The 20,666-nt window shown below is 73.5% G+C and carries 20 protein-coding genes and 1 tRNA gene; 4 read left to right on the top strand and 17 right to left on the bottom strand.

The genetic code is table 11. From position 1 onward, the window contains the following. Nucleotides 1–217 precede the first annotated feature (217 nt). The 10 genes from H508_RS0113110 to H508_RS0113155 are packed head-to-tail and all read right to left on the bottom strand — an operon-like array spanning nucleotide 218 to nucleotide 10,628. Nucleotides 218–946 (bottom strand): glycosyltransferase, encoded by a 729-nt coding sequence (locus H508_RS0113110; RefSeq protein ID WP_026374390.1) that lies wholly within the window; start codon nucleotides 944–946, stop codon nucleotides 218–220. Continuing rightward, a complete protein-coding gene (gene lnt / locus H508_RS0113115) occupies nucleotides 939–2,519 on the bottom strand; it encodes an apolipoprotein N-acyltransferase (RefSeq protein ID WP_051223469.1) in 1,581 nt (526 codons plus the stop codon). The genes H508_RS0113110 and lnt overlap by 8 nt, the downstream gene beginning before the upstream one ends. Next, nucleotides 2,516–4,897, bottom strand: a complete 2,382-nt coding sequence (locus H508_RS16445) for a DEAD/DEAH box helicase (protein WP_084155347.1) — start codon at nucleotides 4,895–4,897, stop codon at nucleotides 2,516–2,518. Before H508_RS16445 ends, lnt begins: the two co-directional genes overlap by 4 nt. A gap of 29 nt (nucleotides 4,898–4,926) precedes the next feature. Next, the gene (gene tatC, locus H508_RS0113125) at nucleotides 4,927–5,718 is read right to left on the bottom strand and encodes a twin-arginine translocase subunit TatC (protein ID WP_245569541.1); all 792 of its coding nucleotides are present in this window, start codon (nucleotides 5,716–5,718) and stop codon (nucleotides 4,927–4,929) included. 3 nt (nucleotides 5,719–5,721) lie between these two features. Next, nucleotides 5,722–5,931 (bottom strand): twin-arginine translocase TatA/TatE family subunit, encoded by a 210-nt coding sequence (tatA, locus tag H508_RS16450; protein ID WP_035255203.1) that lies wholly within the window; start codon nucleotides 5,929–5,931, stop codon nucleotides 5,722–5,724. Between the two features lie 47 nt (nucleotides 5,932–5,978). Beyond that, entirely contained in the window at nucleotides 5,979–6,902 is a 924-nt protein-coding gene (locus tag H508_RS16455) for a helix-turn-helix transcriptional regulator (protein WP_051223471.1), read from the bottom strand. Continuing rightward, nucleotides 6,899–7,921, bottom strand: coding sequence for a helix-turn-helix transcriptional regulator (locus H508_RS0113140; RefSeq protein ID WP_035255206.1), 1,023 nt, complete (start codon nucleotides 7,919–7,921; stop codon nucleotides 6,899–6,901). The genes H508_RS16455 and H508_RS0113140 overlap by 4 nt, the downstream gene beginning before the upstream one ends. Nucleotides 7,922–7,934: 13 nt before the next feature. Continuing rightward, nucleotides 7,935–8,909, bottom strand: a complete 975-nt coding sequence (locus H508_RS16960) for an FKBP-type peptidyl-prolyl cis-trans isomerase (RefSeq protein WP_051223473.1) — start codon at nucleotides 8,907–8,909, stop codon at nucleotides 7,935–7,937. A 31-nt stretch (nucleotides 8,910–8,940) separates the two neighbouring features. Next, entirely contained in the window at nucleotides 8,941–9,942 is a 1,002-nt protein-coding gene (locus tag H508_RS0113150; protein WP_026374394.1) for a tRNA (adenine-N1)-methyltransferase, read from the bottom strand. Then, nucleotides 9,942–10,628: an HAD family hydrolase gene (locus H508_RS0113155; RefSeq protein ID WP_026374395.1), complete on the bottom strand. Its 687-nt coding sequence runs from the start codon at nucleotides 10,626–10,628 to the stop codon at nucleotides 9,942–9,944. The genes H508_RS0113150 and H508_RS0113155 overlap by 1 nt, the downstream gene beginning before the upstream one ends. A gap of 58 nt (nucleotides 10,629–10,686) precedes the next feature. On the opposite strand from H508_RS0113155, the gene H508_RS16465 reads away from it, so the two are divergent. Further along, nucleotides 10,687–11,622, top strand: coding sequence for a PAC2 family protein (locus H508_RS16465; RefSeq protein ID WP_035255208.1), 936 nt, complete (start codon nucleotides 10,687–10,689; stop codon nucleotides 11,620–11,622). Nucleotides 11,623–11,625: 3 nt separating this feature from the next. Here H508_RS16465 and H508_RS0113165 read toward each other — a convergent pair whose 3' ends face one another. From H508_RS0113165 to H508_RS0113175, 3 genes are read right to left on the bottom strand one after another with little or no spacing between them, the layout of a single operon-like run. Continuing rightward, complete coding sequence (locus H508_RS0113165) at nucleotides 11,626–12,885, bottom strand: hypothetical protein (RefSeq protein ID WP_026374396.1); 1,260 nt, start codon at nucleotides 12,883–12,885, stop codon at nucleotides 11,626–11,628. Beyond that, nucleotides 12,885–13,718, bottom strand: coding sequence for an undecaprenyl-diphosphate phosphatase (locus tag H508_RS0113170; protein ID WP_026374397.1), 834 nt, complete (start codon nucleotides 13,716–13,718; stop codon nucleotides 12,885–12,887). The genes H508_RS0113165 and H508_RS0113170 overlap by 1 nt, the downstream gene beginning before the upstream one ends. 21 nt (nucleotides 13,719–13,739) lie before the next feature. Continuing rightward, nucleotides 13,740–15,032 (bottom strand): M20/M25/M40 family metallo-hydrolase, encoded by a 1,293-nt coding sequence (locus H508_RS0113175; protein WP_026374398.1) that lies wholly within the window; start codon nucleotides 15,030–15,032, stop codon nucleotides 13,740–13,742. A 112-nt stretch (nucleotides 15,033–15,144) separates the two neighbouring features. Between H508_RS0113175 and H508_RS0113180 the strand changes: the two genes are divergently transcribed. Both H508_RS0113180 and H508_RS0113185 read left to right on the top strand, forming a co-directional pair. Further along, nucleotides 15,145–15,230, top strand: a tRNA-Leu gene (locus tag H508_RS0113180). A 94-nt stretch (nucleotides 15,231–15,324) separates the two neighbouring features. Then, nucleotides 15,325–15,567, top strand: coding sequence for a PspC domain-containing protein (locus tag H508_RS0113185; protein WP_026374399.1), 243 nt, complete (start codon nucleotides 15,325–15,327; stop codon nucleotides 15,565–15,567). An 8-nt stretch (nucleotides 15,568–15,575) separates the two neighbouring features. On the opposite strand, the gene H508_RS0113190 is transcribed toward H508_RS0113185, so the two are convergent. Continuing rightward, nucleotides 15,576–16,442, bottom strand: a complete 867-nt coding sequence (locus H508_RS0113190; protein ID WP_026374400.1) for an aminoglycoside phosphotransferase family protein — start codon at nucleotides 16,440–16,442, stop codon at nucleotides 15,576–15,578. Further along, complete coding sequence (dinB, locus tag H508_RS0113195; protein WP_026374401.1) at nucleotides 16,435–17,679, bottom strand: DNA polymerase IV; 1,245 nt, start codon at nucleotides 17,677–17,679, stop codon at nucleotides 16,435–16,437. The genes H508_RS0113190 and dinB overlap by 8 nt, the downstream gene beginning before the upstream one ends. Before the next feature lie 71 nt (nucleotides 17,680–17,750). Between dinB and H508_RS0113200 the strand changes: the two genes are divergently transcribed. Beyond that, the gene (locus tag H508_RS0113200; protein ID WP_026374402.1) at nucleotides 17,751–18,563 is read left to right on the top strand and encodes an SGNH/GDSL hydrolase family protein; all 813 of its coding nucleotides are present in this window, start codon (nucleotides 17,751–17,753) and stop codon (nucleotides 18,561–18,563) included. On the opposite strand, the gene H508_RS0113205 is transcribed toward H508_RS0113200, so the two are convergent. Next, nucleotides 18,560–19,819 (bottom strand): D-alanyl-D-alanine carboxypeptidase family protein, encoded by a 1,260-nt coding sequence (locus H508_RS0113205; protein ID WP_156906093.1) that lies wholly within the window; start codon nucleotides 19,817–19,819, stop codon nucleotides 18,560–18,562. The genes H508_RS0113200 and H508_RS0113205 overlap by 4 nt on opposite strands. Then, the gene (locus tag H508_RS0113210) at nucleotides 19,816–20,613 is read right to left on the bottom strand and encodes a TrmH family RNA methyltransferase (protein WP_026374404.1); all 798 of its coding nucleotides are present in this window, start codon (nucleotides 20,611–20,613) and stop codon (nucleotides 19,816–19,818) included. The genes H508_RS0113205 and H508_RS0113210 overlap by 4 nt, the downstream gene beginning before the upstream one ends. Nucleotides 20,614–20,666: the final 53 nt, after the last annotated feature.

Consider the following 20,666-nt stretch of genomic DNA (forward strand, 5'->3'; position numbering starts at 1 on the left):
CCTTCCCGTTGATCGAGTAGCGGCCGAAGGCCGCGTATCGAGATCCGGCCGGCGTCTCGTTGCGGCGCCTGCGGCGCCTACTCGACGAGCGGGTGGGGTGGCGGCGTCTCGATACGGCGCCTGCGGCGCCTACTCGACGAGCGGAAGGGGGCGGCGGCTGCTCGACGAACGGAAGGGGCGGCGCCTGCTCGACGAGCGGATGGCGCGATGCCGCGCCTCAGCGCGGCGGCTTCGGGAGCGCGCGCACGCCCGAGAGCGACCACTTCGTGACCGCGCCGACCGTGCCGAGCTCGTCGCCGAGCCGCATCTTCGAGCTGCCGGTCGCGCGCTCGATGAAGTGGATCGGCACCTCCGCGATCGTGCCGCCGGCTTGCGCGACGCGCACCGCCATCGCGACCTGGAACGCGTACGCGTCCACCTGGATCGCGTCGAGGTCGATCCGCTCCAGGATGCGCGTGCGGTAGACGCGCAGCGAGCTCGTGAGGTCCTGCACGCCCGTCTGCAGCATGCTGCGCGCGTAGACGTTGCCGATGCGCGCTGCGAGCCGGCGCCGGAGCCCCATGTTGCGCACGTCGCTGCCCTCGACGAAGCGCGAGCCGATCACGAGGTCGACGCCGTCGGCCGAGACCCCGAGCAGCTCCGGGAGGTCGTCCGCGTCGTACGAGCCGTCGGCGTCGGTGATGACGACCCGGGTGGCGCCGCGGGACATCGCGAAGCGCATCCCCTCGATCACGGCGGAGCGGTAGCCGCGCTCGGTGCGGTGCACGACCATCGTGCCGGCGTCGCGCTTCGAGAGGCTGTCGGCGAGCTCGCCGGTGCCGTCGGGGCTGCCGTCGTCGACGATGACGAGCTCGGCGTGCGGCACCGATTGCCGCAGGCGCCCGACCGTCCGCTCGAGGCCGTCGATCTCGTTGTAGGTCGGCACGACGATCATGACGTCAGGCATGCGGCCTCCTCGCTGCTGTCCGGTTCGCGACCCCGAGGCCCGCGAGCGCGAGCGCGGCGCCGATGGTGAGCGCGAGGTCGATCCATGCTCCCAGACGGATGCCTAAGGTCACGGTCGTCGACAGCGGCAGGTCCGCGAGCATCGTGCCGGGCTCGTACTGCGGCAACCGGTCGATCTCGGCGCCGTCGGGGCCGATCATCGCGCTCGTGCCGACGGTGGAGATGTTGACGAGCGCACGGCCCGCCTCGGCGGCGCGCAGCTGCGCGATCGCGAGCTGCTGCACGTTCTCGGCCGAGCCCTCGCCGAAGTCGGCGTTGTTCGTCGGCGCGAGGATGATCTGGGCGCCGTGCTCGAGCACCATCTCGCGCGCGAGGCGGTCGTCGATGATGTCGAAGCAGATCGCGAGGCCCGCGGTCGTGCCCGCGATGTCGAACGCGTTCGCGCTCGACGGGTCGATCGAGTAGTCGCGCGGGATGTACTGCAGGAAGCCGAGCGCCTCGAGGATCGGCTCGAAGAACCCGCGCGCGGGCAGGTACTCGGCGAAGGGCACGGGGTGGCGCTTGCGGTACTCGGCGACGGCGCCCTCGCCCGGCTCGACCTGGATGAGCGCGTTGTACGTGTCGTCGCCGTCGCGCGTGATGGTGCCGGTCACGAGCGGGGCGTCGAAGCGCTGGGTCACGCGCTCGAGCGCCGCCATGGTCGCGGGCGTCTCGTCGGCGTACCACTCCGCGGCGTTCTCGGGCCACACGAGCAGGTCGACCTCCTCCCCCTCGAGCCCGCGCGTCGCGTCGAGGTGCTGCTCGAGGATCTGACCGGGCACGCGCGGCGCGAGCAGGCCCGCCTCGCTGTCGCCCTGCACGGCCCCGACCCGGATGCTGCCGGTCGGCTCGACGGGGAACCCCGGGATCGCGACGAGCAGGATGAGCGCGGCCGCTGCGATCGTGAGCCGGCGGCGGAGGATCGTGCGGTGATGCAGCACGAGCTGCACGAGGAGCGCCGAGGCGGCGGCGAGGAGGAAGGTGAGGCCCGAGAAGCCCACCCAGCTCGTCGTGTCGGCGAGCGGGCTCGCCGCTTGCGAGTGCGCGAGCCTCCCCCACGCGAAGCCGCCCCACGGCACGCTCGACGAGAGCGACTCGCGCGCCGTCCACACCGCGCCGAGCAGCACGGGCATGCCGGCGAAGGCGCCGAGCGGCCCTCGCATGCGCGGCTCGCCCCACCGCCACGCGAGCGCGAGCGCCATGCCGCCGAGCCCCCACCACGCCGCCATCCACGCCGTGAGGGCGACGAGCGGGACGAGGCCGAGGTAGACGGTGATCCACTGGATGTGGAGCAGGAAGAAGATGGCGCCGGTCGTGCAGCCGAGGCCGAAGGCGGCGCCGAGCGAACGCCCGCGCAGCGCGACGAGCGCGAGGCCGACGGCCGGCACGATGAGCGGCCACCAGCCGAACGGCTGGAACGCGAGGGGCATGATCGCGCCCGCCGCGATCGCGGCGGCCCACGCGGGGGCGAGCGGCAGCGGTGCGCGCGACCGCGACCGGCGCGCGGCCGCGGTCGTCTCCCTCGTCGCCGTCACAGCGCCGACCCCGACGCCTCGACGACGCCGCGGCGGATGCGGTCGACGGCCTCGTCGGCAGTGCGGCGCAAGCGCTTCGGCGCGACCTGCGCGAGCTGCTCGAGCACGTCGATCGTCTGCTTCGTCCAGCGCACGAAGTCGCCCGCGGCGAGCTCGGTGTCGCGCAGCACGCCCTCGAGCGGGTAGCCCCGCGCCCAGCGGTGCATCGCGAGCGTGAGCCCCGTCTGGAGCGGCATCGAGCCCGGCAGCCGGTGCGACTGCTCGAGGTCGTCGAGCTGCGCCCACAGCCGCTGGGTCGCGTCGAGGGCCTCGACGAACGGGCCCTTCGGCAGCATCCGCTCCGGCAGCATGCCCTCGTCGCGGCGGCCCTCGAAGACGAGCGCGCTGGCCATCGCCGCGAGCGCCGGCGCATCGAGCTGCGCCCACAGCCCGCGCCGCAGGCTCTCGGCGGTCAGCAGGTCGCGCTCGCCGTAGATCCGGCGCAGCACCTCGCCGGCCTGCGTGACGCGCTCGCCGTCGTCGGTCTGCTCGATGTAGCCGAGCTCGCGGAGGATCTCGGTGATGCGGTCGAAGGCCTGCGCGATCTGGCCCGTGCGGCGGTCGATCTGCCGCTCCGCCTTCTCGATGTCGCGGCGGAGCCGCCAGTAGCGCTCGCCCCAGCGCGCGTGCTGCTCGCGCTCCGGGCACGCGTGGCACGGGTGCGCGCGCAAGCGCCGCCGCACGCCCTGCAGCTGCCGCTGCAGCCGCTGGTGCTCCCCGTGGCTGAGCCCGGCGCGAGCGGCATCGCCCTCGAGGTCGCTCACCTCGCGCCGCAGCGCCGCGTACTCCGAGAAGTCGCCGAGGTGGCAGCGCATCGACTCCTCGTAGCCCGCGAGGCTCGCGCGCTGGTCGACGACCCGCCGCGCGAGCTGCACGACCGAGCGATCGGCCTGGAACTGCGCGAACGAGGTCTCGAGCACCTCGCGCGTGCCGGCGACGCCGAGGCGGTCGACGAGGTTGACCGCCATGTTGTACGTCGGCCGGAAGCTCGAGTGCAGCGGGTAGGTGCGCCGGGAGGCGAGCGAGGCGACCTCGACCGGCTGCAGCTTGCCGTTCCAGATGACGACGGCGTGGCCCTCGGTGTCGATGCCGCGTCGGCCGGCGCGACCGGTGAGCTGCGTGTACTCGCCCGGCGTGATGCGCACGCGCGCCTCGCCGTTGAACTTCTCGAGCTGCTCGAGCACGACGGTCCGCGCGGGCATGTTGATGCCGAGCGCGAGCGTCTCGGTCGCGAAGACGACCTTGAGCAGCCGCGCGCGGAAGAGCTCCTCGACGACCTCCTTGAACACCGGCAGCAGGCCGGCGTGGTGCGCCGCGACGCCGCGCTCGAGCCCGTCGAGCCAGTCCCAGTAGCCGAGCACCGCGAGATCGGCGTCGTCGAGCAAGCGGGTGCGCTCGTCGACGATCGCGCGGATCTCGGCGCGGTCCTCCGGCGTCGTGAGCCGCACGCCGCCCGAGACGACCTGCTGCACGGCCGCGTCGCAGCCTGCCCTCGAGAAGATGAAGTCGATCGCGGGCAGCATCTCGCGGTCGTCGAGCATCGCGATGAGGGCGACGCGGTCGACGCGCGCCGGGAAGCCGCCGCCCTGGCCCGGCCGGCGACCGCCCTTCGGCGGGCGGCGCGAGCGGTAGCGGTTGTGCCCGCCGCGATCGCGGTGCCCGTGCGCCGCGGAGTCGGCGAGGTCGGTGCCGCGCGCGAGCTCGACGAGCTCGCGGCCGGGCCGGTGCGTCTCCTCGCCCGCCTTGGAGTCGAACAGGTCGACGAGCCGGCCGCGGATGTGCACGTGCGCGTCGAGCGGCACCGGCCGGTGCTCGCTCACGATCACGCGCGTGTCGCCCCGCACGGCATCGAGCCACGCGCCGAACTCCTCGGCGTTCGAGACCGTCGCCGAGAGCGAGACGAGCCGCACGTGCCGCGGCAGGTGGATGATGACCTCTTCCCACACGGGCCCGCGGAAGCGGTCCGCGAGGTAGTGCACCTCATCCATCACGACGTACTCGAGCTCCGAGAGGTTGCGCCCCTCGTAGAGCATGTTGCGCAGCACCTCGGTCGTCATGACGACGATGCGGGCGTCGCCGTTGATCGAGGTGTCGCCGGTGAGGAGACCCACGGATGCGTTCCCGTAGACCTCGGTGAGCTCGCGGTGCTTCTGGTTCGACAGCGCCTTCATCGGCGTCGTGTAGAAGACGCGCCCGGTGGGCGCCTCCATGGTGATGCGGATCGCGAACTCGGCGACGACGGTCTTGCCCGCGCCCGTCGGAGCGGCGACGAGCACGCTCGAGCCGGCCTCGATCGCCTCGCACGCCTCCCGCTGGAACGGGTCGAGCCCGAACGGCATCGCGCGCGCGAACGCCTCGGTCGCCGCGCTCACGCTGCAGCTCCGCTCGACTCGAGCGCCGCCTCGCGCTTCGCGCGCCGGCGATCGACGAGGAGCGCGATGCCGGCGGCGGCGAAGTAGAGCACGACCATCGGCACGGCGATGATGAACATGCTGAGCACCTCGCCGGCCGGCGTGACGAAGGCGCCGAAGAGCGTCGCGGCGAGCACCGCCCAGCGCCAGCCCTTGATGATCGCCGCGCCGCTCAGGACCCCCGCGAGGTTGAGGAAGACGACGACGACCGGCAGCACGTAGGAGACGCCGACGGCGAAGACGAGCTTGAGCGAGAAGTCCCAGTAGTCGGATGCGCCGAGGAAGGCCGTGAACCCATCGGGCGTGAAGCCGACGAAGAGCCGGATGATGCGCGGCAGGACGAACCAGCCCGTCGCGCAGCCCGCGACGAAGAGCGGCACCGCCGCCGCGATGAAGCCGAGCACGTAGCGCCGCTCGATCCCCCGCAGCGCCGGCACGACGAACGCGAGCAGCTGCCAGATCCAGATCGGGCTCGAGAGGATGAGGCCGAGGAAGAACGCGATGCGCATCTGGACGTCGAGCGCCTGCGTGATGTTCGTCACGTTGAGCTCGACCGGGAGCCCCGAGGCCTGCAGCTCGTCGAGGGGCGCGCTGAGCAGCTGCAGGAGCGGCGCGGCGAGGAAGAAGCCGCCGATCGCCGCGAGCACGAAGGCGACGCCCGAGATGAGGAAGCGCCGCTTGAACTCGCGCAGGTGACCGGCGAGGCGCATGGTGGCCTCAGGGTTCGACTGGCGCCCCTTGCGGGCCATGCGCTACTTCCGGTCGGAGCTGGAGGCCTGGTCGTCGGTCTCGGAGGACGCGGGCGCGTCGGAGCCGTCGCCCTTGACCTCCTTCTTCAGGATGTTGACCGACTGGCCGAGGCTGCGCGCGAGCGCCGGGAGCTTCGAGGCGCCGAAGATGAGCACGACGATGATGAGGATGATCCACCAATGCGATGCCGCATTGTTGAAGAAACCGGGCATGATCGTCCTCCGCGCTCGTCCGACTCCCCTATCCTACCGTCTCCGGCCTATGCGTCCCCCAGCGCGGCGACCGCGAAGCGGTGCATCGCTCGCCGCAGGCTCGCCGGCGCGATGATCTCGGCGTCGCCGCCGCACGCGGCGACCGCGCTCAGCACGCTCGCCTCGCTCCACAGCTCGATGTCGAGCCGCACGCGGTCGCCGTCGACCGCGACCGGCTCGCTCGTGGCGTAGTCGGCGAGGAGCGCCGCCGCGGCGCGCGTCGCGACGATCTGCGCCGTGCCCGAGACGGGGCGCTCGAGTGCGGGCATCGCCTCCGGCCAGGGCAGCTCGGTGCGGTCGATCGACTCGATGCGGTCGAGCCGGAAGGTGCGCGCGTCCTGCCGATCGAGGTCGAAGCCGCGCACGAACACCTGGCCCTCGCGCAGCTCGAGGCGCGTGGGCGCGACGCTGCGCCGCTGCGAGCCCTCGCCGGGCTTGCGGTAGCCGATCGAGAGCACGGTCCGGGCACGGATCGCGTCGCGCACGAGCTGCGCCGCGCGCGGCACCTCGAGCCGGTCGACGGCGACGGTGTCGGCACCCCGCGACGCGGCGCCGCGCAGCTTCGCCTGCAGCGCCTCGACGCGCTCGGGAGCCGCGTCGGTGTAGCCGGCGACGAGCGAGAGCCCGGCGATGAGCGCGCTCGCCTCGCGCGGCGACAGCCGCACCGTCTCGTCCTCGAAGGCGGGGCGCATCGTCACCGAGATGACGTCCTGCTCCTCGAACGCGTCGAAGTCGATGTCGAAGCGGATGAAGTCGCCGGCGCCGTCGGGCACGCCCGACATGAACACGCGGCGCACGGCCTCGCGGATGCGCTCGTCCGCGACGCCGAAGTGCGCGGCCGCCTCGGCGACGGTGACCGAGCCGGATGCGGTGACGTACTGGATGAGGGAGAGCAGGAGCCCGATCCCGCGCTCCACGCGCGACGCGCTCATGCGGCATCCCCCTGGTCGGCGTGCGCGTCGCGCACGCGCTCGAGCCGGGATCGCACGAGCGCGCGCTGCTCCTCGGGCCAGACGACCTGCACGTCGGCTCCGAACGCGGCGAGCTCGTCGGCGAGTAGGTGCCGATCAGCGTGGTGCACGACGAGCAGACCGTCCTCCTCGGTCGTGCCGGGCCGATGGCGCAGCCGGATGTCGGCGTCGCTCCCCGGCACCGCGAGCACGCCGACCGATGCGCCCGCCCAGATCTCCTCGAGCTTCGCGATCGCGCCGCTCGCCGCGTCCGCCGGCACCTCGAAGGGCGTGCGCGCGGCGCGGTCCTTCACGGGCGAGACGATGCGCTGCATGAGGAAGGTGCGGGAGTCCTCCGCGTCGAGGTCGTAGCCCACGAGCATCCAGCGGCCGCGGAACAGCACGGTCGCCCACGGCTGCACCGTGCGGGTGCGCGGTGCGCGCTCGCCCGGCTTGAGGTAGTCGAAGACGACCTCGCGGCCCCGGTCGGCGGCGCGCTTGAGCGCTTGGAACGCGCTCTCGCGCGGCCGCTGCCGCGGCAGCAGCACCTCGGCGGCGGCGGGCTCCTCCGTGCGGCCGGGCGTGCGCTCGAGCGGGAGCCCGCCGCGGAACTCCGGGTCGGCGCGCAGCTTGAGCGCTGCGCGCTGCGCCTCCTCGGTGAGCCCGCCCTCGTGCCACACGCGCAGCGCGAGGTCGAGCAGCTCGCGCTCGTCGGCGTCGAACTGGAGCTCGGCCGGATCGCCGAGCACGCCGTCGAGCACGCGGTAGCGCGCCTGCTGGTTGCTGTCGTCGCCCGGGGGCTGCACGACGTCGATGACGATGCCGTGCTCGCGCAGCGCATCCTTGTCGCGCTCGAACATGCGCTCGAGCGCGTCGCCGGGAGGCTGGCCCTGGTAGCCGGCGACCCGCTCGAACAGCTCGTGCTTCGTGAAGCCGGCGCGCGCGTCGACGAGCGCGAGCAGCAGGGAGAACTGCCGCTCCTCGGCCTCGATCCTCGCCATCAGCGCGCGGGGGTCACTCGGCGGGGTCGACCCGGTCGAGGATGTCGATGACGAACAGCAGGTGCTGCCCCTCGCCGATCGACGCCGGCCTCGTGGCGGGGTCGTCGTAGCCGAGCTCCTGCGGGATGGAGACGACCACCTGGCTGCCGACCGGCTGGCCGACGACCGCGTCGACGAAGCCCGGGATGAGGTTCGCGTCGGAGATCGTCATCTCGGTGGGGCTGCCCTTCTCCCACGACGAGTCGAAGACCTCCTCGGTCTCCCAGATGATGCCCGTGTAGTGCAGCAGCACGGTGTCGCCCTCGGCGACCTCGGGGCCGGTGCCCTCGATGCTCTGCATGACGGTGAGCTCGGCCGGCGGGGGCGAGCCCGGGAAGGTCACGCCGGGCTGCCCGTCCGGCGCGAGCGCGATCGCGGGCATGCCCTGCTGGCCGGGGCGCGGGTTGCCCTCGGCGCGGCCGGGCCGCACGTCGCTCACGCCGAGAACGACGACGGCGGTGTCGGCGGGGGTGATGTCCATCGACTCGGACGCCGCGCCCGGGCCGAAGAGCTCGGCGATCGTGGTCGTGAGCACGACGTGGCCGCCGGGGGCGGCGCACGCGACGGCCTGCGCGAGCACCGAGTCGCCGCCGACGCTCAGCCGCAGCGGGTTCGCCGCTGCGGCGCCGGAGCCGCCGGCGTACGAGGTCGAGATGAGCTCGCCCGTCTTGCCCGAGTAGACGACGTAGTTCGTGTCGACCGTGTCGCCGTCGGCGGCGCGCTCACCCTCGCCGCCCAGCACCTGCGCCTGGTTGCCGTCGGTCACGAGCGGCACCTGGAAGCTCGCCTCGGGAGCGTCCCCGGACGCGTCGACCGAGACCTCGCCGGTCGCGGCGCCCGGCTGCAGCAGCGGCTCGCAGCCGTCGAGGCCGCCGGCGGGCGCCTGGCACGCGGTGAGGCCGGCCGCTGCGACGAGCAGCGCGGCGATCGAGAGGGGGCGAGTGCGCACGGCGAAGCCTTTCGAGGTGGGTGAATCGCGCTCAGTCTAGCGGCGGCGGGGCGCTCGACCCGGCCTCGCCCTCGCCGAGGATCGCCTCGGCCTGCCGCTTCGCGTCGCGTGCGGCGCGTCGCAGCCGCTTGTCGCTCGGCGTGCGATCGCCGAGCGCGCCGGGCGTCCACGCCTCGATGTCGGCCTCGGCGAAGTCGGCCTTCGCGGCGCGGCGGCGGAACGAGGGCAGCTCGACGCCGTCGGCGACGCGGCGCGCCGTCATGAGGAAGCCGGTGTGCGCGACCATGCGGTGGTCCGGGCGCACCGCGAGGCCCTCGACGTGCCAGCCGCGCACGAGGGTCTCGGTCGAGACGGGCGCGGTGAAGCGGCCGTCGGCGCGGATCGCCTCGACGGTGCGGGAGAGCTGCGTCACGGTCGCGACGTACGCGAGCACGAGCCCGCCGGGACGGAGGGCTCGCGCGGTCGCGTCGACGCACTCCCACGGCGCGAGCATGTCGAGCAGCACGCGGTCGGCCTCGCCATCGGCGACGTGCTCGGGCAGCGCCTCGGCGAGGTCGCCGAGCACGGTCTCCCAGTTCTCGGGCCGCTCGCCGAAGAAGCCGGTGACGTTCGCCTCCGCGACGTCGCGGAACTCCTCGCGACGCTCGAACGACACGAGCCGGCCGGTGCCGTGGAGCGCGCGCAGCAACCAGAGCGACAGGGCGCCCGAGCCGACGCCCGCCTCGACCACCGTGAGGTCGGGGTGGATGTCGGCGAAGCCGAGGATGTGGGCGGCGTCCTTCGGGTAGATGATCGCGGCGCCGCGCGGCATCGACATGACGTAGTCGTGGAGGAGGGGCCGGATCGCGAGGTACGGCGCCTCGCCGACGTGCACGAGCGAGCCGTCATCGAGCCCGATGAACGACTCGTGCGCGAGCGCGCCGTGCTGCGTGTGGAACTGCTTGCCCTCGGTCAGCACGATCGTGCTGAGCCGCTGCTTCGGTCCGGTGAGCTGCACGACGTCGCCCCACTGGAAGGGACCGGTCCTGCCCATCACGAGCGGGCCTCCGCGATCGCGGCGGCGAGGTCGGCGGGCGTCCGCCCAGCGAGCGAGGGCCAGTGCACGAGGCCGGGCACGCCCTGCAGGTCGACCGCGTGCGGCACGCCGATCGTGACGAGGCCGGCCGCGAGCGCGCTCGCCGCGCCCGTGCGCGAGTCCTCGATCGCGACCGCGTCGGCGGCGCCCACGCCGAGCAGCTCGAGCCCCCGCCGGTAGGGTTCCGGGTCGGGCTTGCCGCGCTCGCACTCGTCGCCCGCGACCGTCGCGTCGAACGGCGCTCCGCCGAGCGAGCGGGCGAGCGCCGCTTCGACGCGGTCGACGATCGAGCGCGTCGACATCGTCACGAGCGCGGTCGGCACGCCCTCGTCGCGGAGCGCGCGCAGCAGCTCGAGCGCGCCCGGCCGCGCGGGGAGGACGTCGTCCATCCACGCGAGCACCTCGCCCACGAGCCGGTCGACGATCTCCTGCTCCCCCATCGGCACGCCGCGGTCGATGAAGTAGCGCGCGCCGTCCCACAGGTCGGAGCCGACGAGCGCCTCGGCGTCGGCGGGCGTCCAGTCGACGCCGTGCTCCTCTGCGAGCCGCGCCTCTGCGGCCATCCACGCGGGCTCGGTGTCGACGAGCGTCCCGTCGAGGTCGAACAGCACGGCACCGATCGGTCGCGAGGGGGCTGGGGTCACCGCGCCAGCCTAGTCGGCCGGCAGTAGAGTGGGCGTCCGACGTGAGGAGGTGCCGGGCGTGGCACGAGGACCCATCGAGGGCCGCATCATGGTCGTCGCCTTCGAGGGCTGGACGGATGCCGGCGATGCGGCGAGCACCGCGGTGCGGCGGCTCGTCGAGGCGTGCGAGCTCGAGGCGTTCGACGAGATCGAACCCGACGAGTACGTCGACTTCGCGATGCACCGACCGGTCGTGCGCACGCTCGACGACGGCACGCGAGCGCTGCAGTGGCCCTCGACCATCGCCTACGCCCCCACACGCCCGTCGGCGCGGAAGGCGCTCGCCGCCGACGCCGGCCTCGACGTCTCGAGCGGCAACGAGGGCGAGGTGTTCGCGCTCGTCGGCGCCGAGCCGAGCCGGAACTGGGCCGCCTACGCGGCGGAGTTCCTCGAGATCGTCCGGGGCTGCGAGATCGAGGCGATCGTCTTCGTCGGGGCGATGCTCGCCGACGTGCCGCACACCCGGCCCATCGCGACCTCGATCTCGAGCGACAGCCGCGAGCTGCAGTCGCGGCTCGGCGTGCTGCAGAGCGAGTACGAGGGGCCGACGGGCATCATGACGGTGCTCTCCCTCGCGGCGCAGGACGCGGGCATCCAGACGGCCTCGCTCTGGGCATCCGTGCCCCACTACGTGCACAACGCACCCGCCCCGAAGGCGGTCATCGCCCTCCTCGACCGGCTCTCCGAGATGATCGACGTGACGATCCCGCTCGGCGACCTCATCGAGCAGTCGGGCGAGTGGGAGCGCGGCATCGACGAGATCACCGAGCGCGACGACGACATGCGCGCATACATCGGCAAGCTCGAGGAGCAGCGCGACGCCGTCGAGAGCCCCGAGGCATCGGGTGAGGCGATCGCCCACGAGTTCGAGCGCTTCCTGCGCGACGAGAACCGGCGCCCGCGGCCCGACCCGCAGGGCGACGGCGACCGCCCGGACGACGCGCCGCCCGTCTGACGCCTAGCGCGGCTCGACGGAGCGGAGATCGATGCCGAGCAGCGCGTCGATCGCGGCGAGGCTGCCCGCGTCCGCCGGGGCGCGCAGCGCGAACGCGTCGACCGCCTGGAGCGCCGCGGGCGTGTTGAGGTCGTCGTGCAGCGTCACGCGCAGCCACGGCACGACGCTGTCGTCGCGCGAGGGGTCGTCGGCAGGGATCGCCGCCCACTCGAGCCACCGGTCGAGCCGCGCCTCGGCGGCCTCGAGCTCGCCCGGCATCCACTCCCAGTCGGAGCGCCAGTGGTGGTCGAGCAGCGCGAGCCGGATCGCCGCGGGCCGCGCGCCCTGCTCGCGCAGCCGCGAGACGAGCACGAGGTTGCCCCGCGACTTCGACATCTTCTCGCCCTCGAACGCGACGAGGCCGGCGTTGAGGCGCACCTCGCTGAAGAGGTCGGCGCCGAGCGCGAGCGCGTGGTGGCCCTGCATCTCCTGGTGCGGGAAGCGCAGGTCGCGGCCGCCCGCAGCGACCGTGAAGGGCGCGCCGAGCTCCGCCATCGCGATGACGGTGCACTCGACGTGCCAGCCGGGCCGGCCGCGGCCGAGCGGCGAATCCCACGCGGGCTCCCCCGGGCGCTCGGCGCGCCACAGCAGCGGGTCGAGCGGCGAGCGCTTGCCCGGCCGGTCGGGGTCGCCGCCGAACTCGCGCGTGAGCTCGAGCATCGCCGCCCAGTCGGTGCGGCTGCCCGCGCCCATGGGGAACTGCCGCTGACGGCTCGAGTCGAAGAGCACGTCGACGCCCGGGGCGTCCTCGGCCGGGAGCGTGTAGGCGTCGCCAGTCTCGAGCATCCGCTGCACCGCCTCGGCGATCGGGGCGATGCGCTCGGTGACGGCGACCCACGAGTCGGGCGGGAGCACGCGCAGGGCCGCCATGTCCTCGCGGAAGAGCTGCTGCTGCGCCTCGGCGAGCTCTCGCCAGTCGACCCGGTCGCGCGCCGCGCGCTCGAGCAGCGGGTCGTCGACGTCGGTCGAGTTCATCGCCGTGCGCACCTCGAGTCCCGCGTCGAGCCACACGCGCGTGAGGGTGTCGAAGGCGAGGTAGGTGAAGGCGTGCCCGAGGTGGGTCGCGTCGTAGGGCGTGATGCCGCACGTGTACATGGATGCCGTGGGCCCGGCGGGCACGACCGCCCGGCCGTCGCGGCGCACGTCATGCACGCTCGGCCGCTCCCCCTCGCCGTGGCCGAGCTCGGCGAGGGAGGGCACCACGGGCCGCTGCCAGGAGCGCATCAGAGGGCCTCGATCCAGCCTGCCGAGAGGGCGATGAGGAGCACCGCGCCGAGCGCGATGCGGTAGATGACGAACGGCGCGAAGCTGCGGCGCGAGATCCACGCCATCAGCCAGCGGATGACGGCGAGCCCCACGACGAAGGCGACGGCGGTCGCGAGGATCGTCGGGCCCCAGCCGAGGCCGATCGACGAGGGCTCGGTGAACGCCTGGTACGCCTCGTAGAAGCCCGAGCCGAAGACGGCGGGCACAGCGAGGAAGAACGCGTACTTCGCGGCGGCGGGCCGCTCGTAGCCGAGCGCGCGGCCCATCGTGACCGTCGCGCCCGAGCGCGAGACGCCCGGGATGAGCGCGAGCACCTGCGCGACGCCGATGAGCAGGCCGTCGCGGTAGGTCGTCGTCTCGAGCGTCTTGGTGCGCTTGCCGAGCATGTCGGCGAGGCCGAGGATCACGCCGAAGACGATGAGCACCGTCGCGGTGATCCAGAGGCTGCGCAGCTGGTCGCGGATGAGGTCCTGGAAGAGCACGCCGGCGATGACGATCGGCACGGTGCCGATGATGACGAGCCAGCCCATCTTGACGTCGGGATCGTCCTTCGCGACCGTGCCGCGGAAGGAGCCGAACCACTTCGCGATGATGCGGGAGATGTCGCGCCAGAAGAAGATGACGACCGCGAGCTCGGTGCCGATCTGCGTGATGGCGGTGAACGTCGCGCCGGGGTCCTCCGCGCCCGGGAGCAGCTCGCCCGCGATGCGCAGGTGGGCGCTCGACGAGATGGGCAGGAACTCGGTGGCGCCCTGCAGCGCTCCGAGCACGATCGCGATCAGCCAGTCCATGGTCCCTTGGTCGGTAGGAGGTCAGTAGGTCAGCAGCAGGTCTTCGAGCACATCGGTGCCGAAGTCGAGGGCATCGAGCGGCACCCGCTCGTCGACGCCGTGGAACATCGCGGCGAAGTCGAGGTCGGGGGTGAGCCGCAGCGGCGCGAAGCCGTAGCCCGCGATCCCGAGCTCGGCGAGCGACTTGTTGTCGGTGCCGCCCGAGAGCATGTACGGCAGCACGGGCGCCTCGGGGTCGAAGCGGCCGAGCGAGGCGGCCATCGCGTCGACGAGCGCGCCGCCGAAGGGGTGCTCGATGCCGATGTCGCCGTGCACGAGCTCGATCTCGATGTCCTCCCCGACGAGGACCCGGATGGCGTCGATCGCCTCCCGCTCGCGGCCCGGCAGCGGCCGCACGTCGATGCGCGCCTCCGCGACGGAGGGGATGACGTTGTGCTTGTACCCCGCGTCGAGCATCGTCGGGTTCGCCGTGTGGCGCAGGCTCGAGCGCAGGAAGCGCGAGACGGTGCCGGTGCGCTCGGCGACCGCATCGGGATCGTCGTCGTCGACGCCGAGCAGCGCCGCGACCCGCGCGATGAGCTCGCGCGTCGTCTCGGTGAGCTCGACCGGGAACTCGTGCGCGCCGACCGCCGCGACCGCGGCGGCGAGCTTCGTCACGGCGTTGTCGCGCATGTGCTGCGAGCCGTGCGCGGCGGTGCCGCGAGCGCGCAGCAGGATCCACTGCAGCGCCTTCTCGCCCGTTTGCAGGAGGTAGGCGCGGCGGCCGCCGACCTCGATCGAGTAGCCGCCGACCTCGCTGATCGCCTCGGTCGCGCCCTCGAAGAGCTCGGGGTGGTTGCGCACGAGCCACTGCGCGCCGTAGGCGCCGCCCGCCTCCTCGTCGGCGAAGAACGCCACGACGAGGCCGCGGCGCGGGCGCCGGCCGCTCGCGAGGATGCGCTCGAGCGCGGCGAGGATCATCGCGTCCATCTGCTTCATGTCGACCGCCCCGCGGCCCCACAGCAGGCCGTCGCGGATCTCGCCCGCGAAGGGGTCGACGCTCCACTCGCTCGCGTCGGCCGGCACGACGTCGAGGTGGCCGTGCACGACGAGTCGCGGCAGGCTCGAGTCCTCGCCGTCGATGCGGGCGACGACGCTCGCGCGGCCCGGCGCCGACTCGAAGGTCTCGCTCTCGACGCCCATCGACGCGAGCACCGCGCTCACGTAGGCCGCGGCATCCGCTTCACCGGAGGAGCGTCCGCCGCCCCAGTTCTGCGTGTCGATGCGGATGAGGTCCCGCGCGAGCTGCACGGTGCGGGAGAGGCCATCGGTCACCGGTCAAGGCTAGCCGCCCCACGCGCCCGGGCCCGTGCACGCCGGGTGGTCAACGGGGCCCTCGGGAGCGTGCTAGAGTCATTTCTCGGTCCTGCAGAAGGAACCGACACCTGCGCGGGTGGCGGAATTGGCAGACGCGCTAGCTTGAGGTGCTAGTGCCCGTATTAGGGCGTGGGGGTTCAAGTCCCCCCTCGCGCACGAGAGAGGCCCGGAGCGATTCGCTCCGGGCCTCTTCCCGTTCCTGGGGGAAGACCCCCTCCCGCCGTCCGGTCGGCGCGGCTAGCGTGAGGCCATGGCCTCCATCTTCGACTCCATCCGCCGGGCGGGCTTCCGCCGCGGCCCGCAGCGGATCCTCGGCGGCATCTGCGGCGGCATCGCCGCGAAGACGCACATCAACGTGTGGCTCGTGCGACTCGTCACGCTGCTGCTGTTCGCGCTGCCGGTCGTCGGCTGGGGACTCTACGCGGTCGTGTGGGTGCTGACGCCGAACCACCGCGGCTCGATCCCGCTCGAGCGCTGGCTCGGGCGGGGCTGACTCAGCGCTCACTCGCCGGCGAGCAGTCGCGAGAGCACCGCTCGACCGAGCGCGGCGTGCTCGGCCCTGGGACTCCCGATCATCAGCAGCCCCTTCCAGACAGCCCAGCCGCGGCCACGAGCCCACGTCGCGTCGTCGACCGCCAGCTCACGGCGGAACGTCCTCGCGGCGGCGCCGCGCAGGTGCGTCCATGCGATGCCGGTGTCGCACGCCGTGTCTCCGACGCCGGCGCAACCGAAGTCGATGACCGCCGCAAGCCGCCCGTCCTGCACCAGGAGGTTCGCGGTCGCCACATCGCCGTGGAACCACGCAGCTCGGTCGGGCAGCGGAGCGGCGAGCGCATCGCGCCAGACGCGGGCCGCTCCCTCGCGCTCGCGTCCTCGCAGCCGCCTCAGCAGGTCGCCCACCTCGTCGTCCCAGTGGCTGAGCGGTCCGCCGCGGAACGCGCTGTGCGGCCCGGGCGGCGGCGCTCCCGCGGTCGCGGCGCTTCGCAGGCGGACGAGGAACGAGGCGAGGTCGCCCGCGAGACGCTCCCAGTCGTCGACGTTCGCGCGCGTGGCGGGAACGCCCTCGATCCAGCCGTAGATCGACCACGGGGCATGAAACTCAGCGGTCGCCCGCCCTCGGCCGAGCACGGCCGGGATGGGCAGCGGTACGACGGGCGCGAGGCGCGGCAGCCACGATTGCTCCTTCTCGACCTGTGGCACGTACTCGGGCGCGCTCGGCAGCCGTACGGTCATCGCGTCGCCGAGCCGGAACATCCGGTGGTCCTTGCCTCCGCGCTCGACGGGGCATAGCGGCAGCCGGCTCCAGTTCGGGAACTGCTCCTGGAGCAGCCCGCGGACGAGTCGGGCATCGATGCGGAGGTCAGTCACCGCCGGAGGGACCCGTGTCGTCGCGCTTGCGCTCTCGCCGCAGCATGCTCGCCGGGGCGACGGCGGCGGCGCCGAAGCGGTCGTGCACCGCGTCCATCGCGCGCTCCGCGCTCCCCCACGTCTCCGTGTCGTCCCACAGCAGCCCGTGGTCGGCGGCGTCCTGCACCGAGCTCGCCCGCACGCCGAGGAGCCGCACGGGCGGGAGGTCGCCGAGCGCGTCGAGCAGCGACCAGGCCGTCTCGACGAGCACGCGCGTGACGTCGGTCGCCTCCGGGAGCGTCCGTGAGCGGGTGATGGTGCGGAAGTCGTGGAAGCGGACCGTGAGCGTGACGGTGCGCGCCTGCACACCCGCGTCGCGGAGGCGCCGGCCGACGCCCGTCGCGAGCCGCAGGATCTCGCCCTGCAGCTCGGACCGGTCGACGACGTCGTGCGAGAAGGTGTGGTTGTGGCCGAAGGTCTTCTCGTGCCCGCGCTCGCGCACCTCGCGCGCATCCCGCCCCCACGAGAGCTCGTGCAGGTGGCGGCCGGTCGCCTCGCCGAACCACGCTTCGAGCCGCTCGAGCGGCGTGCGGGCGACGTCGCCGACGGTGTGGAGCCCGTAGCGCGCGAGCCGCTCCTGCTGCTTGGGCCCGACGCCCCAGATGGCGCTCGCGGGCTGCGGGTGGAGGAAGGCGAGCACGTGCTCGTCAGGCACGACGAGCAGCCCGTCGGGCTTCGCCCGGCCGGAGGCGAGCTTCGCGACGTGCTTCGTGCTCGCCGCGCCGACGGAGGCGACGAGGCCCGTCTCGGCGCGGATGCGGTGCCGCAGCGCGGGCCCGATGCGGTTCGCGCCGCCGGAGAGCCGCCGGAGCCCCGCGATGCCGACGAAGGCCTCGTCGATGCCGAGCCGCTCGACGTCGGGCGAGACGTCGTCGAGGATGCTCATGACGTGCTTCGAGAGCCGCGAGTAGAGGTGGAAGTCGGGCTCGAGCACGATCGCGTTCGGGCACAGCCGCAGCGCCCGGCCCATCGGCATCGCGGAGTGCACGCCGTACTTGCGCGCCTCGTAGGTCGCGGCGGTCACGACCGAGCGCGACGAGTCGTGGCCGATCACGACGGGGAGCCCCACGAGGTCGGGCCGGGCGAGCAGGGACGCGGAGGCGAAGAACGCGTCGAGGTCGACGTGCAGGATCGTCGCGGTCGAGTCGTCGACGTCGGGGCCCGAGACGAGCCGGTTCGACCCATCCTGCTTGCTCACGCATCCATCGTCCCACGCGGGGGTGACACGGCTCGGTCGACGGTGGTCGGTCGCAGGGCAGGATGGAGGGTATGCAGCACCCAGGCCTCGAGCACCCCTACACCCGCTACGTCGCGCTCGGCGACAGCTTCACCGAGGGCGTCGGCGACGAGGAGCCGAGCCTGCCGAACGGCGTGCGGGGCTGGGCCGACCGGGTCGCGGAGGAGCTCGCCCGCTCGCGCCCCGACCTCGAGTACGCGAACCTCGCGATCCGCGGGCGGCTGCTGCAGCAGATCGTCGACGAGCAGCTCGAGCCGGCGATCGCGCTCCAGCCGGACCTCGTGACGATCTCGGCGGGCGGCAACGACCTCATCCGGCCGGGCGGCGACCCCGACGCGCTCGCGGCGCGGCTCGACGAGGTCGTCGGCCGGCTCCGCGCGACCGGCGCCGAGGTCGTGCTCTTCAACGGCCCCGACATCGCGATGACCCCGGTGCTGCGCTCGATCCGCGGCAAGGTTGGCATCTACAACGCGAACCTGCACGGGGTCGCGGCCAAGCACGGCGCGGTGATCGCCGACATGTGGTCGGCGCGGCAGTTGCAGCAGCCGCAGATGTGGGCCGCCGACCGGCTCCACTTCTCAGCGCTCGGCCACCACGCGATCGCGATCATCGTGCTCGACGCGCTCGGCGTGCGGCACGCGCTGACGCCGATGGAGCCCGAGCCGCTGCCGCTGCGCTCGTGGCAGCGCATGCGGCTCGACGACCTCCACTGGGCGCGCGAGCACCTCGCGCCGTGGGTGCTCCGGCGGCTGCGCGGCCAGTCCTCCGGCGACTCCATCTCGCCGAAGCGGCCCACCGCGGCGCCGGTGCTGCTCCCCCGCGGCGACGAGGGCGATCGCGACTAGTCGAAGTACCAGCCGAGCACGGTGGGGGCGTTCGCGATGCGCCACCAGGCGTCCGGCGGCGCCAGCAGGCTCGCGGTGCGCACGGGCACGGTCGCGTCCCCGCGCTCGAGCCTCGCCTCGCCGACCGGCTGCGGCACCGCGCCCGCCTCGATCGCGTCGACGCTCGCGCTCCAGCCGGGGGCGTCGTCGGCGAACACGAGCGCGTCGAGCGGGCCGGTCGTCACGGCGCGCGTCGTCGCGCCCCACGGCGCGCGGTACTCGGCGACGACGGTGCCCGACTCGACAACCGTGCGGTTCGCGAAGTTCGGCCACACGCTCTCGAGGAGCGAGATCATCGCGGCATCGGTCTCGTCGGCGGCGATCGTGCCCATCACGACGCCCACGATGCGGCGCTCGTCGCCGTCGACCTCGCGGATCGCCGTCACGAGCAGGTTCCTGCCCCACACCTTGAGCGTGCCGGTCTTGCCGGCGTCGATGCCGTGCTGGCCGAGGATGCGGTTGGTGTTCGGAGCGATGCCGATGCCGGGGATGCGCACGGACTCGAGCTGCATGCTCGCGAGCACGACGGGGTCGTCGACGGCCATGAGCGCGATGCGGGTGAGGTCGCGCGCGCTCGAGACGGAGCGGGCGTCGAGGCCCGCGGGATCGGCGAGCACCGTGTCGTCGAACCCGTGCCGATCGGCCCAGGCGGCGGCGGCTGACTCGAAGCCGTCCATGTCGCCGAACGCCCAGTTCGCGAGCGACCAGATCGCGTTGCCGGCCGAGTCGACGAGCGACCACTCCACGAGGTCGCGCTGCGTCACCTGCATGCCGTCGAAGACGGGCGCGATGGGCGCGTTCTCCCGCAGCGCCCGCGCCTGCGCGGCGACGTCGTCGCCGTCGAGCGTGATGACCGCGCCTCGCGAGTCCGCCTCGATGGGGTGCGCGTCGAGCACGACGAGCACGGTGACGAGCTTCGCGACGCTCGCCATCGGGTGCGCATCCTCGCTCCCCCACGCCTCCCACGAGTCGGCTCCGCCGTCGATGCCGACGACGCCGTAGCCGGCGGCGCGCGCCGCCTCGGGCCAGTCGACCTGCGCGGCAGGCAGCTCCGCCGGAGCGGCCTCCACCGGCTCGCCGGCGACCGCGGGCGCCGGCGCCACGAGCACGGCGGCGGCGAGCGCGACCGCCGCGACGAGCGCGACGGCGAGGAGCGAGCGCAGCAGCACGACGAGCGGATGCGTGCGCCGAGCCGGCGCGGCGGCTCGCGAGCTCATCGCAGCGCCCACATGGCGACGGCCGCCGAGGCCGCGACGTTGAGCGAGTCGACGCCGTGGTGCATGGGGATGCGCACGACCCGGTCGGCGGCGGCGATCGCGCGCGCCGAGAGGCCCGGCCCCTCCGAGCCGAAGACGAGGGCGACGCGCTCCGCGGGCGCCGCCGCGTACGAGTCGAGGTCGACCGCGTCGTCGCGGAGCGCCATCGCGACGACCTCGAAGCCCGCGTCGTGGAAGACCGGGATGGCCGCCTCGAGGAAGTCGATGCGCGTCCACGGCACCTGGAGCACCGTGCCCATCGAGACGCGCACGCTCCGCCGGTACAGCGGATCGGCGCACGTCGAGGTGACGAGCACGGCGTCGCCGCCGATCCCCGCGACCGAGCGGAACGCGGCGCCGACGTTCGTGTGGTCCACGAGGCCGTCGAGCACCACGACGCGACGAGCGCGCGCGAGCAGCGCCGACGCATCCGGCAGCTCGGGGCGCCGCATCGAGGCGAGCGCGCCCCGGTGGAGGTGGAAGCCGGTGATCTGCTCGAGCACGCCCTCGTCGCCGACGAAGACCGGCACGTCCAGCCCGCCGACGAGCCGCTCGACGTCGGGGAGCCACCGCGGCGCGACGAGCACCGAGCGCGGCTCGTGGCCCGCACGGAGCGCGCGCTCGAGCACCGTCTGCGACTCGGCGATGTAGAGGCCGCGCTCGGGCTCGGTGCGGCGCCGGAGCGCGACGTCGGTGAGCCCGACGAAGTCCTCGAGCCGGGGGTCGGCGAGCGAGTCGATCGACACGATCCGCATGCGCTCCCAGCCTTCCCCCGTCGGGCTCGAGGATACCGGGGCTAGGGTGACGG

The sequence above is a fragment of the Agrococcus lahaulensis DSM 17612 genome, from assembly GCF_000425105.1.
Lineage (GTDB): Bacteria > Actinomycetota > Actinomycetes > Actinomycetales > Microbacteriaceae > Agrococcus > Agrococcus lahaulensis.